Origin of the sequence: Bryocella elongata (assembly GCF_900108185.1) — a bacterium.
Classification (GTDB): Bacteria; Acidobacteriota; Terriglobia; order Terriglobales; family Acidobacteriaceae; genus Granulicella; species Granulicella elongata.
Window position 1 is genome coordinate 1 of the sequence record NZ_FNVA01000011.1, and the last position, 13489, is coordinate 13489.

The following is a 13489-nucleotide window of genomic DNA, read 5'->3' on the forward strand; positions in this document are numbered from 1 at the left end:
ACTGAGACTCGCTCAACTCGTAACGCAAAACTCCCATCCACTCATCGCAACAAATCAAAACAACTTGCAAAAGTGAATATGTCGATACACCCTAGGCGCGAGATTGTGTGTCAATGCGACAGAAGTTGGCGCAAACCGAGTAGAATCAGTAAAGAGACTTAGTCGTATCGCGATACGACAACCGCGACATCCGATCTCCTCCTCCTTGCGTCCTTGAAAGAAAGCGGCAAAGTGGGAGTGCACTGCTGCCAGCCACGTTCGGCTGGGGCTCGGTCGGCGCCGGTCGAACGGTCTCTGCGAGGTACAAAGGTTCAACGTGAATTCGGAAACTTCACCCGCAGCACGCCCCGTTGGCACGGCCGAGATCGTGCCCGCAGTCAAGAGTCTGCTGCTACGCGATGGCCTGACCTTCCTGGTGCTCTGTGTCTCCGCTGGGCTTCTCTTCGCCGGAACGTCACTGCTCTTCGGCTCCTTCTCTACCCGCCGTGCGGAGCTTGCGAAGGAGTTCGTGGAACAGGGGCGCCAGGCGCTGGACCAGCATCAACCGGAGACCGCGATTGAGGACCTGCGGACGGCCCTCGAATACGGCCCTGAGGACCGCACCAGCCACCTGCTTCTCGCCGAGGCGCTCGCCGAGGGCCACCATACCCAGGAGGCCATGAACTACTTCGCAGGGCTGCGTGAGGTCGATCCTGCTGATGGCTTCATCAACTTCCAGCTCGCACGCCTTTATCGACAGACCAACGCTACAGAACGTGCCATCGATGCCTACCGCGCTGCGACGCTCGGCATATGGGATGGCGACGGCGTAGGCAAGCGCCTGCAGGTCCAGTTGGAGTTCTCCGATTACCTGATCTCGCTTGGACGTCTCGGGCCCGCTCGAGCAGAGCTTCTGGCGGCCACCGGAAGCGCGCCGGAGTCTGCCGCGATCTTTATCCGGCTCGGTGATGAGTTCCATCGAGCCGACGATCCCGAAGACGCACTCGGCAGCTACCAGAAGGCAGTGCATCTGGAACCGGCAAACTTTGAGGCTCTATCGAAGGCCGGTCAACAGGCGTACGAGATGCACCAATACGAAGAGGCACGGCACTTGCTGCAGCTCGCACTGAAGAAGAACAAGACCGAAAAGCCCGAGATCCACGAACTCGCCATGATGAGCGACAACGCAGCGCGGCTGGAGGAGCTCTCCCTGAGCCGCGACCTGCCCGACGAGGAACGAACGGCCCATCTGCGACTGGCGATGGCCATCGCGAAGAGCCGCCTTGCAACCTGCATCACTCATACGTCCACCCCGGCTGCGCCCGCCGTCACGCCGGGGTCCCAGGCACTCGACGCGCTCACGGCTCGCTGGAAGCTCGCGGCAGCTTCCGGTCTCCATGAAGCGCTTGCCGATGAGGCAAGCCAGGATCAAATGACGCAGCTCATCTTTGACACCGAAATCCAAACCGCAAACGTCTGCGGAACGCCCTCGGGCGATGACGCGCTTCTGCTTCTGCTGGCTGACAGTCAGACGCTTACGCCACGGGAGAAACCGGAATGAAGACCTCGTCCACCTCTCCTCTTGGAAAGCTTGCCGCACGCGAGGAGCAGCTGTTCCTGCTGCTCTCGATCTTCATCGGCATCATCTCAGGTCTCCTCGTGGTCTCGTTCCGTATGGCCATTGAGTGGTCTAACCTTCTGCTGCTCGGCGCCCGTCGCCTGCCGCACGATACCCGGCTGATCATCGTTCCTGCCATCGCAGGACTCGTCATCGCCGTCCTCACCCGCTATGTCTTTCCCGCGGTCCGCGGCAGCGGCATCAATCAGACCAAGGCCGCGTTCTACATCCACAATGGCCACATCTCGGTTCGCACCGTCATCGGCAAGTTCTTCCTCTCCGCACTTGCGATAGGAAGCGGACAGTCGCTGGGACCGGAAGACCCTTCGCTGCAGATCGGCGCCGGCGTTGCTTCCATGATTGGCCGACGTGTGAAGCTCTCGCGCGAGCGTCTGCGTCTTCTCGCTCCCATCGGCGCAGCGGCCGGACTCGCGGCTGCATTTAACGCGCCCATCTCCGCCATCCTCTTCGTCATCGAAGAGGTCATCGGGAACTGGACCGCCGGTGTTCTGGGCTCGACAGTGCTCGCCGCCGTAGCCAGTGTCGTGGTGGCCCGCTGGTTCTGGGGCGCCCAGCCCATGTTCCGCGTCCCATCCATCACGTTGCGTGATCCGCGCGAGCTGCTCGCCTACTGGGTACTTGGCATCATCGGCGGTGTGGCTTCGCTGGTCTTCGCGAAGTCGCTCGGCTGGCTTCGACCACTCCTCCGCCGCCAGTCGACGACGTCTCAGCTCTTCCAGCCCGCGATCGCAGGGCTGCTCGTAGGCTCCATCGGCTACTTTGGCCTGCCGCAGGTGATGGGAGCCGGCTATGGCGCGATGGATCAGGCGATGCATGGGCAGTTCGCACTCCGCATGCTGCTGCTGTTGGCTCTCTTCAAGATCATCGCGACCACGTTGTCGTTCTCCAGCGGAACTCCCGGCGGCATGTTCGCGCCGACTCTGTTCATCGGGGCCATGCTGGGAGCAGGCGTCGGTTCTTTTGAAAAGATGTTCTTCCCGCACCTCACAGGATCGATTGGATCCTATGCACTGGTCGGGATGGGAGTGCTCTTCGCTGCATTCCTGCGCGCTCCACTCACCTCGGTCTTCATGGTGCTGGAGGTCAGCGGCAACTACTCCATCATTCTGCCGGTGATCCTCGCGAACACGACCGCTTACCTCATTTCGCGGATCCTGCAGCCCGTGCCAATCTTCGAACTCTTCACCCACCAGGACGGGCTCTACCTCCCGTCCATGGAAGAAGAGCGCGAAGAAAGTCAGCTGCGCCTCGAAGACATCCTGACACCGTCCAAGTTCCCCATCGTCGAGGGAACCCGCACCGTACTGGATGTTCGCAACGCCATGCAAGCGGCGCCGGAGGCAGCGAGCTATCCAGCGGTGTTGATCCGTTGCGCGCACGGTGACTGGTACGCTGCCTCACGAGCGGAGCTCGAAGAGATCGTTGCCAGAATCGGCGACAATCCAACCGATGAGGTGGCGCACCAGACCATAGAGTCCCTGCTGAGCAAGGAACGCACGCCGCACATCTTTCCGGATCAACTACTCTCCAACATCCTTCACTACTTCCAGCGCTGGCCGATACTTCCCGTCGCCAACCGCGCGCAGCTCGGCACGCTTGAAGGCGTGCTCTCGCTGGAGGAGGTTCTGCACCGCTACCAGGGGGCAGGCACCGACCACGCCTAGCGTGACTCCGCCACGTGCAGCAGGAGTTGCGACATGGCATTCGCGTCACACGATCCATCCGTACGACTGCAACCGGGAACGAATACCGGGACTCGCGCTGGCGGCTTCGTTTCACTCAGAGCGGACGCTTCGCGCATCTGCTCCAGCGTCTGCGCGGTGAAGTAAGTCCGCACGCTAAGCTGCGAGCTTCCCTTCTTCCGCCGAAGCTCAAAGACCAGCGCCGATCCTGGAGGCGTGTCATCACGACGGCCATCCAGCAGCCAGTTCAGATGCAACGCTCCGGCAATGTTGGTGAGGTTCGTATCGTGCCCGACCAGCAGCAGCAACTTATCGCTGGGCCGGCCCTCTGCCCCTCGAACACCCCGGCCATCGGCTGCCTGCCTGAGCGAAAGAGCTACGCTCCTCAGCAACGCTGCCGACTGCGGAACCGCGACCGCCTCCGTCTTCAATGCGATGTCCGAAGCGGCGGTATGCAGACCGATGAGCTCGCGCAGCTTCGCTCCATCCACACAGCCCCACCCCACATCCTTCGAGGGCCTGCCCTCGGTGTACTCGAGCAAAAGGATCTCGCTCAGTGTGCTGGCCGTGTTCAATGGGCCACGAACGTCAGCGATGTGATCCCCATTGCCCGCGCTGACTGCAGCCGGGACCTCGAAGATCGAGGTGCGCTTCCCCTCGGCGTTGGAAGCTCCGCAGCCCGAGAGCACGCGATCCAGCGCTGCAAGCTCCGCGTGATACGCCGTCGCTACGGCCCCCGGATCGTTGCCGATGCGCCCCAGAACCGCAGCTGCGCCTAGCGCAGCCTGCTCCGGAGTGATCGCCGCCCCTGGCAGATGAAACAGTGGATCGTTGGTGCCTTCTTCCAGTGCCTTCACCTGAAGATTGCAGCCAGGAAACATCCCCTCAACCAGCGCCTTCGCCGTCTCGCGGGTTCGTTGGTCCGAGTCAGCATGGACCGTCACATGTGCGGAGTCGTCGCAACCGTGCGGCTGCAGCAGCCCCTGCGAAGCCAGGTGCTCGCGATCGTACGCACCGAAGAGCTTCATGAGCTCGTAGCCATGCGCCGTGAGATACCCGGGCTGTACGTCCCACGTGGGCCATGGCGAAGCAGCAAAGCGATCGTACTGCGATGACTTACCCGTTGGGCTTCGCACACCATGTCGCTCTACCATCACGGTGTATACCAGCTGTTCCTGGTCAGCATGGCTGGCATCGGCCGCCGGAGCAGGAGACTGCGCCGCCATGCTCCCAAAGGGAAAGAGCAGGGCGGCGCAGAAGAAGTGAAACAAGTGACGCATCGGAAGTACTCTCCTCGTTTGCAGGGGAAGGCTATCGTGCCGAGGAGAACGAGTAACGGATACCGCCGCTGTAAGTCGGCTTGTAGTACTCGCGCTGATTCACGAAGTTTGTGTTCCCGGTGTAGTAGCCAAAGACCTCGTTGTTCAGGTTAAGGCCCGACACCACGGCGCGGAAGCCCTTCCAGAAGCGATAGCTTGCCTGCGCGTCCACCTGGAAGTGAGTCAGCGTCCACACGTCGCCTGAAGGTCCGCTCGGCCCAAGACCACTCGGATCGCTGCCGGCCACATACGTCGGCGAGGTGTAGTTGTACGAGAACAGGCTCGCCTGGTCATATGCAAGTCCGACGCGGGCGGAAAAGCGCTTCGTATCAAACGTCGGGCTCACCTTCCACGTGTTGGGAGACTGGTCGATCGTCGTCGGATGGTCGCTGCGAAGCGGCAGCCCCTTCTCCTGCGAAGCCGTGTAGCTGTAATTGGCCTGCACACCAAGGCCACGAAGGACACCAGGCAGATAGCTGAAGTGTTGCTGGAAGTTCAACTCGAAGCCATAGATGTAAGCGTTCTGCCCATTGGTGTACTGCGTGATCGCGTCGCCCGGATACTGTGCGAGGGCTTGCTGGACCGTCGTCGGGAAGTACCCTGCCGGGAAGTTGGCCACGTTCAGACCACCGGGCAGCGTAACCTGCACCTGCGGCGCCGTGAGCTGCTTGAAGAAGAAGCCAGCCTGAACAAGGCCAAGCGGGTGCAGGTAGTACTCGTAGAGCAGGTCGTAGTTGTTCGCATGCTCGGGACGCAGGTTGGGGTTACCGATCAGCACCGACACCGGGCTCGCCGTCGAGTCTTCCGTGATGTACGGCACCAGCTGGTACGGGTCGGGCCGCGCCACGCCACGCGAGTACACCGCGCGCAGCGACGAGTCGTTGTTCAGCCCATACCGGAACTGCACACTGGGCAGCACATCCACGTAGCCCGGGTTGTTCTGTACGCCTGAGAACGTGTAGCAGCCAGTCGTCGTAGGCACAGGGTTGGGAGGGTTCGGGTTGCTGGAGCAGGCCGTGGCAGCAGTGCCGCTCTTGCCATAGAAGTTCACCACGTAACCGAAGGTCATATCGCGCGTGGCTTCGATACGCACACCGGTGTTGATGTGCAGCTTGCCGAAGTCGATCGCATTCATCAGGTAGCCGGCGGTGATCTGCTCCACCGTGTGGAAGAGGTTCGGGTAGGTATCCAGCGCCGTCTTCTGCCCGTCAAGATTCCCCTTGAAGTTCGCCAGCGTATAAGCCTGTGCCGCGGAGAAGTTCGAGACCTGGCCGTAGTGGCCGCCGAAGTAGGTTCCGTTGTAGTAGTCCGTGTTGGTGAAGCTGTCGAGCAGCGACGTCATCAGAGGAGCATTGCTGAAGCCGTCATAGACATTCTCAGTCGCGTCCTGCGTCTGATGATCGTTGGCGAACTTGAATCCCATCTCCCACGTGCCCGAGTGCTCCCACCAGCGATACGACTTCGCGTAGGACGCCTGCGCCGTCAGGTTCAGCTGCGTATTGATGCCCGTCGATGTCGTGATGTCGGTGAACTGCCAGTTCGATGCACTCAACAGCGGCGAGGAGGCCGTGTTGTCGCAGTTGCCAAAGTGCGGATGGAGCTTGTCGACCTGCTGTGACGGCACGTAGTTGCAGTACTGCGTCGGTCCAACCCATGAGAAATCAGCCTTGGGATTGCCCGCCGAGTCTTGCTCGTAAGCGCGCGATGCAGACACCTGGTACGTAAGCAGCGAGTTCGAGAACACCGACCGTCCGCCGGCGATGAGGGTCCCCACAGCAGCGTTAGGACGCTTGTTCGATGTATAGAACTTCGGCGCAGAGGACGCTGCCGTACCACTCGGTGCCGTAATCGTTCCAGCGCCACCGACCCCGCAAGCTCCCGCCGCCGTCGAAGAACACGCCAACGCCTTCGATACCGGCGAGTAGTACCACTTGTCTCCATAATCCTGGAGGTCGGAGAAGAAGCCGCGAGCGTAGACGCTGCTGGCGGCGCTCAAACGGTAGTCAACGCTGCCATCGAATCCATAGCGGGTGCGGTAGTAGCGGTACTCGCGAATCGTGTCATTGTCATAGAACGGAGTCGCGTTGGTCGACAGAGGATCGAGCTTTGGCTGGATGTTATCGATGCCGCGTCCGTTGTAGTCATACACCGAGTTGAAGAGCACGCCGAGACGCTTGCTGGCCCCGAATCGTTTGCCCACCGTGCCACCAAAGTCATATTGGCCGCGGCCATTCATGATCGGCGTGTAGCCACCATCTCCATAGAGGTCCAGCGTGGGGCGCTCGCCCGCTTCCTTCGTGCGCAGGTTCACCGAGGCGCCAATGCCGTTGCCATCCATGTTGGCAAGCAGCGTCTTGTTCATCTGGATCGCGTCCACCATGTCCGAAGGGATCACGTCGAGACGCACCTGGCGAACAGTGGGTTCGGGTGCAGGGATCGTGATGCCATCCACCGTCACGTTCGTCAGGCGAGGCTCCGTTCCCCGCACCTGGATGTACACGCCCTCGCCTTCGATGCGGTAGAGCGTCACGCCCGGGAAACGGCCCGTTGCGTCCGCCACGTTTGCGTTCGGCAAGCTGCGAATCACCTCCGACGGCATCACGGCAAGCAGGTTATCAGCGGTGCGAGTCTCATTGATCGACTCAGCCTCTCCATGAGGACGCGAAGCCTCGACGAGAATCTGTTCGCTGGCATTTGCTACCTTGAGCTGCAGCGTCGCATGCGTGGGCTGTCCAGCCGTCACGTCGATGTCCTGCGTCACTGGCGAGAAGCCAACGTACGACACGGTTACCGTGTACTTGCCCGCAGGAATTTCTGCCACACGGAAGTCACCCTGACCGTCCGATACCGTCTTGATGTTCAGAGGCGACAAGACCACCTGCGCTCCGGGCACCGCAGCTCCTCCGGCGTCCTGCACCACCCCTTCCAGGGTTCCTTTGAGCAAAGACTGAGCGTCTGCAGTGGCAAGACCGGCGAGAAACAGCAGCAGGGACAAGAGTAAGTTGGGGAGACGCAGAATCGATATCGCTAGGCGTGCCGAACGTGCAGACATGAAGACTCCTTCGCGCGGCCGAACGTCGCTTGCTGGGATTGCAGGACTCAGCCGGATCGCTGTGTGCAGTCTGGCAAACCAATCTAAGGCGAATCTGATGAGTCTTCGCAGAAGAGCCTGTTTCACGGAATATTGACAATGCGCAAGTACGGTCGTTCTCATGCGCATTCTTATCGCCGAAGACAAGCGCAGCTTTGCGCTGCACATCGGTCGTGCGCTTGAGATTGAAGGCCACACCGTGACGCTCGCACCGGATGGCAGCGAGGCATTGCGATTGGGCAGCACTGCCGGCTTCGACCTCATCCTGCTCGACGTGATGCTGCCACGGCTGGACGGCTTCGAGGTGATTCGCCGTATCCGGAATGGCCGTCTTCCGACACAAACGATCCTCGTCTCAGCCCGCGACTCCATGCAGGACATCGTCGAAGGCCTTGACGCCGGTGCAGACGACTACCTGACCAAGCCCTTCGCCCTCGACGTCCTGCTCGCCAAGGTTCGCGCGGCTCAGCGCCGGATCCCGCAGGCTCCAGCCGTGACGTTGCGATTGTCCGACCTCGAGCTTCGGCTCGAGAGCTTCGAGATGCAGCGTGGCGACCGCACCCTGGTACTCACGCGTACCGAATGCGCCCTGCTCGAAACATTGATGCGCCGCTCGCCGGGCATCGTGCCGCACAGCGTCCTGCTGGAGCAGGCCTGGGGCATGGACGCCAACGTCAGCTTCGATAGCCTGTATGTCTTCATCCGCGCGCTGCGAAGCAAGATCACCCACGGCGGAGAGCCGGAGTTACTGCATACCGTCCGGGGCGTGGGTTACTGTCTTCGCGCCGAGTCCTAGACCATGCCGCGCCGTCCGCTATCCATCTCGCTTCGACTCACAATCTGGTTTGGCATCATTCTGCTTGCTGGCTGGTTTCTCTTCGGCGCCGCAATGTGGTTCACGCTGAAGCACACACTCACCGGCGAGCGGCGACAGACGCTCGACCGAAGGCTCGACCGGCTCCAGGAGTTGCTGCATCGTGACGCAATGCAAAGTCCCGAAGATCGCTACAGTGACTTCCATGACTTCGCGTCGGCTACTGGCAACGGACTTATGGAGGTCTTCAAGACCAACGGCGAGCTTTACTGGCCCTCGCCATCATCTGCTGCGAAGAGCTTTCCGTGGCCTCATGTTGAACAGACCAGCGATGAGAAGTTCGTGCACGTAACTGCGAACGGCCAGCCCTATTGGCTGATGTCTCGACCGTATCGCATTGGTGCGACGGATGTGGTTCTCGTTGCGGCTGCCCCGGAGTCTGGGAACCGGCTCTTGCTTGATCGCTTCTGGAATGGTCTTGTCACCTCTGCGCCGTTGCTGCTGATCGTCGCTATGGCTGGTGGCTACTGGATCAGCCGCCGCGCGCTGAGTCCCGTCGATCGCATCACCGCAACCGCGCGCTCCATTGGCATCCGCAATCTTTCCGAACGTCTGCCTGTCACGAGTTCGAGCGATGAGCTTCAACGCCTCACCGAGACCTGCAACGACATGCTCGAGCGCCTCGAACACGCTGTGCGCCGCCTGAAGCAGTTCACCGCAGATGCTTCGCACGAGTTACGCGGCCCCTTGTCGCTCACGCGACTCATCGCCGAGGTGGCATTACGAAGTCCCGAGGTAGACGCAACCAGCCGCGCCTCGTTTCTGGAGATCGCGGAAGAGTCCACTCGAGCCGCGAATCTCCTGGAAGAGTTGCTCGAGCTTGCTCGTGCCGACGCCGAGCCGCTGGATATTTCGCTTGAGCCGGTAGACCTCAACCTGCTTGTCGAAGAGGTCTGCACGATGGGCCGTAAGCTGGCTGCAGAGCGTGGCGTGGCGGTGCAGTTCGTCGACACGCCGCGCGAGCCCACGGTCGTGCTCGGCCACGCGCCAAGTCTACGCCGCATGCTCTGGATCCTCGTCGACAACGCGATCAAGTACACGCCGACGGCTGGTGACGTGCGCGTAACCATGCACCGTAAACAGCAAAACGCCATCGTCCAGGTCGTCGACACCGGCATCGGCATCGCTGCTGCCGATCTCCCTCGGGTCTTCGATCGCTTCTATCGTGCCGATCCATCTCGTGCGGAAGTCGAGGGCGTAGGTCTCGGGCTTTCGATCGCGAAGTGGATCGCGGACCGACATCGCGCCGAGATCCATGTTGAAAGCCTTGAAGGCAAAGGTTCGACGTTCACACTTTGCTTCAGTACGGCCCCGGCCGCGTTATAAGCGTCCCTCGGACTCGAAGCACAAACGGAACAGGCCGGCTCATAGCCGGCCTGTTCCATTTCGATGGAGCTGTGGCTATTCGTCTTTGTCGCCGCTCTTCAGCTGAGGCATCTCGGTTCCCTTGCTCAACGAGATCAGTCCCGACTTCGCATACGTCATCAGCTTCTCGCGCGTGTCGGTGATGTCCAGGTTGCGCATCGTCAGCTGACCGATGCGATCCTTCGGCGAGAAGCTCGACTCCGTCTTCTCCATGCTCAGGCGCTCAGGCTTGAACGTGAGGTTCGGCGAATCGGTATTCAGCACGGAGTAGTCATTGCCACGGCGCAGCTCCAGCGTCACCTCGCCGGTGATCGGCCGCGCGACCCAGTGCTGTGCGGCCTCACGCAGCATCAGCGCCTGCGAATCGAACCACCGTCCCTGGTACAGCAGCCGGCCCAGCTTGCGACCGTTGTCGCGATACTGCTCGATGGTGTCCTCGTTATGGATACCCGTAATCAGCCGCTCGTAAGCGATGAACAGCAGCGCGAGCCCCGGAGCTTCATAGATACCGCGGCTCTTGGCCTCGATGATGCGGTTCTCGATCTGGTCGCTCATGCCCAGGCCATGACGCCCACCGATGCGATTCGCTTCCAGCATCAGCTCGACGGCATCCGTATACTCCACGCCATTCAGCGCCACGGGTGTGCCTTCAACGAAGCGCACCGTGACCTCTTCGGCCTTGACGACAACATCATCCTTCCAGAACGCCACGCCCATGATCGGCTGCACGATCTTCATCGAAGAATTCAGCAGCTCGAGGTCCTTCGCTTCATGCGTCGCGCCCAGGATGTTGGAGTCAGTCGAGTAGGCCTTCTCCGTTGACATCTTGTAGTCGAAGCCGCTCTTGATCAGGAACTCCGACATCTCCTTGCGGCCGCCCAGCTCTTCGATGAAGGTCGCATCGAGCCAGGGCTTGTAGACCTTCAGTGCGGGGTTCACCAGCAGGCCGTAGCGATAGAAGCGCTCGATGTCGTTGCCCTTGAAGGTCGAACCATCGCCCCAGATGTTGACGTCGTCTTCCTTCATGGCTGTGACGAGCATCGTCCCGGTGACGGCACGGCCAATGGGGGTCGTGTTGAAGTACGTCACGCCTGCGGTCGAGATATGGAACGCGCCTGCCTGTAGCGCGGCGATGCCTTCGCGCACCAGTTGCGCGCGGCAGTCGATCAGCCGGGCCAACTCGGCGCCATACTCCAGCGCCTTGCGCGGAATCGCCTCGTAGTCGGTCTCGTCCGGCTGGCCGAGGTTCGCGGTGTAAGCGTACGGCATTGCGCCCTTGGTCTTCATCCAGTGCAGGGCGGCGCTGGTGTCGAGCCCGCCGGAAAACGCAATGCCAACCTTCTGGCCAACAGGCAGATCTTCAAGAATCACGGACATGTAAGAGAAATCCTCGTGCTCCCGGCCTTGGCCGGGCATCCCTTCCATTCTACCGACTGGTCCACCCGCGCCTTGTTACAAGACCGACCACACCGGCAGCAAAAAAACGCACAACGCCATGAGGCCGGGAGACCTCTCACCGAAGCCGGTTAGGGCGACGGCGGGCGTTGTGCGACAGGGAGACACGTTTGTTCGAAGCCACGCTTCGAAGGTGCACGGCATCGGCTGGGAGAGCAACGGCCACGCCGGATACCTCACTCACGAAATTCAAACTAGGGCAGCGGACGGTGATATGTCAACAATTTTCGAAACATATGTCATATCAATACAGCAAGGCGACGAGGAGCCGTCCACCGTCCGACGGATATGCGGATCCAAGACGTTATCGGGCCTTGGATCGGATCGTTCGCCCATCCAAAGAAGGAGACATCATGCCGTCTTTCCATTCCGGAGCATACAGATCCACACATGCAATCTGAAATTACCGACGTAACCTGTCATATCAATTACGAAAGGCTCCAGAGCCTGTTCCTTTTCCATTGACTCGCCCCATAGCAGCTTTGGGAAAAGAGGATTCGCGTTATGGTCTTGCGACATCAGCCCATGCAGCGACGCACTTGTCTGCCCGACAGACGATCCTGTAAGCGCGGTGTTAGAATCCGGCCACGCCGCTGACCATGACTACCGCCGTCCAGGAAGAGCCGTGCACCGCCATCGCTCCGCCGCTCATCCGGCAGCAGCTTGAGAACCTCGTTCAGGACCGCATCTTCCGCGCCAGCAAACGCTCCGTCCAGTTCCTTCGCTACGTCGTCGAGCGCACCCTCGAAGGCGAAGCCGACCAGATCAAGGAACGCACCATCGGCATTGAGGTCTTCGGACGCAACCCCTCCTACGACACCAACGTCGACCACGTCGTTCGCACCGCCGCCATCGAGGTCCGCAAGCGGCTCGCCATCTATTACGGCCAGCCCGAGCACCGTCAGGAACTCGTCATGAGCCTCGTGCCGGGCTCCTACGTCCCTCAGTTCTCGATCCCGGAGACGGAAGAGCAGGCCGCCGGCCACTCGCACTCGCAGCCCCCGGCCGTCCCGCGTGAGGAAGCTGCACCGCTCGCCGCCGCCTCGCCCCGCTCCTGGCTGAGCATGGCGCTCCTTCTAACCGCGGTCGCCATCGTGGTACTTGCCGCAACTGCCGCCGCCTGGACCCGCTTTCACCCCAGGACCGCCCAGGAGCTCTTCTGGAAGCCGGTGCTGGACACGCCCGGAACCGTCCTCCTGGCCGTCGGAGATGCTCCCAACGGCCCCCCGACGCTCTCTGCCGGATCCAGCGACCAATCCTCCGCGCTGCCCATGGTCCACTCAGCCTCCTCGGCGGTCGTGCCCTTCGCCGACACCGTGACGATCGCCCGCGTCCTCGGCACGCTCGAGGTCCACGGCAAACAGGTGGTCATCCGCGAAGAGCGCAAGAGCAGCTTCTCCGAGCTTCGCGAGAGCCCGGTCGTCCTCATCGGCGCCTTCAATAATGAGTGGAGCCTGCGACTGACGCGCCGCCTCCGCTACTCGCTGGCGCTCGATCCCGACCGGCATCTCGCCTACATCAAGGACTCGCAGCATCCCGAAGCCCGCACCTGGGCCTGGGGCACCAACCAGCCCACCGACCGCCAGGGCGCCGCCGGTACCCCACCCCTTCAGGACTACGCCCTCATCTCTCGCATCTGGAACTCCGATACGGGTCGGGTCGTCGTCGTGGTGGGTGGCCTCTACACCTATGGCACCGAGGCCGCCGGTGAGTTCCTCACCGATCCGACGCTCATGCAGTCCGTCTCCAAGGCAGCGAACCTGGGCGACCCGCACCGCAACGTACAGATCGTCCTCGCCACGACGGTGACCGACGGCACTCCAGGCCCACCCCGCGTCCTGGCAGTGTCTTCGGAATAGCGACCGGTCCTCAATCGGACGTCCCGCCGCAAACACTGAAAACACAGCGCATAAACCGATTCCTGACCGTCAAGGACGGTACCTGTCTATCTCCTTGTCTTCGCGGTCTGTAGAAATCCTCTCGCTTTCGGGAAGCCCTGTTCGCCGGTCGCGAACTTTGGCAGCCCGGGGGGTGGATTCCGGCCGCAACCCCGCCTACGTCAGCAGACCGGAAACGCACCAACTC

8 protein-coding genes are annotated in these 13489 nt (G+C 61.4%); 5 read left to right on the plus strand and 3 right to left on the minus strand.

Annotated features, from left to right (window positions below):
• The first annotated feature begins 316 nt into the window (after nt 1-316).
• Both C4S68_RS22410 and C4S68_RS22415 read left to right on the plus strand, forming a co-directional pair.
• Nucleotides 317-1540 carry a tetratricopeptide repeat protein gene (locus C4S68_RS22410; RefSeq protein ID WP_103935363.1) on the plus strand — a complete coding sequence of 408 codons (1224 nt, stop codon included), beginning with the start codon at nt 317-319 and terminating at the stop codon, nt 1538-1540.
• Entirely contained in the window at nt 1537-3282 is a 1746-nt protein-coding gene (locus C4S68_RS22415) for a chloride channel protein (RefSeq protein ID WP_103935364.1), read from the plus strand. The genes C4S68_RS22410 and C4S68_RS22415 overlap by 4 nt, the downstream gene beginning before the upstream one ends.
• Here C4S68_RS22415 and C4S68_RS22420 read toward each other — a convergent pair.
• Nucleotides 3279-4580 carry a histidine-type phosphatase gene (locus C4S68_RS22420; RefSeq protein ID WP_103935365.1) on the minus strand — a complete coding sequence of 434 codons (1302 nt, stop codon included), beginning with the start codon at nt 4578-4580 and terminating at the stop codon, nt 3279-3281. The genes C4S68_RS22415 and C4S68_RS22420 overlap by 4 nt on opposite strands.
• A gap of 31 nt (nt 4581-4611) precedes the next feature.
• Nucleotides 4612-7671 carry a TonB-dependent receptor gene (locus tag C4S68_RS22425; protein WP_160115290.1) on the minus strand — a complete coding sequence of 1020 codons (3060 nt, stop codon included), beginning with the start codon at nt 7669-7671 and terminating at the stop codon, nt 4612-4614.
• A gap of 160 nt (nt 7672-7831) precedes the next feature.
• Between C4S68_RS22425 and C4S68_RS23050 the strand changes: the two genes are divergently transcribed.
• Nucleotides 7832-8506 carry a response regulator transcription factor gene (locus tag C4S68_RS23050; RefSeq protein ID WP_146072281.1) on the plus strand — a complete coding sequence of 225 codons (675 nt, stop codon included), beginning with the start codon at nt 7832-7834 and terminating at the stop codon, nt 8504-8506.
• Nucleotides 8507-8509: 3 nt separating this feature from the next.
• A complete protein-coding gene (locus C4S68_RS22440) occupies nt 8510-9910 on the plus strand; it encodes a sensor histidine kinase (protein ID WP_103935368.1) in 1401 nt (466 codons plus the stop codon).
• Nucleotides 9911-9985: 75 nt separating this feature from the next.
• Here C4S68_RS22440 and argG read toward each other — a convergent pair whose 3' ends face one another.
• Nucleotides 9986-11326 carry an argininosuccinate synthase gene (gene argG, locus C4S68_RS22445; protein WP_103935396.1) on the minus strand — a complete coding sequence of 447 codons (1341 nt, stop codon included), beginning with the start codon at nt 11324-11326 and terminating at the stop codon, nt 9986-9988.
• A gap of 677 nt (nt 11327-12003) precedes the next feature.
• On the opposite strand from argG, the gene C4S68_RS22450 reads away from it, so the two are divergent.
• Nucleotides 12004-13263 carry a hypothetical protein gene (locus C4S68_RS22450; RefSeq protein ID WP_103935369.1) on the plus strand — a complete coding sequence of 420 codons (1260 nt, stop codon included), beginning with the start codon at nt 12004-12006 and terminating at the stop codon, nt 13261-13263.
• The last annotated feature ends 226 nt before the right edge of the window (nt 13264-13489 follow it).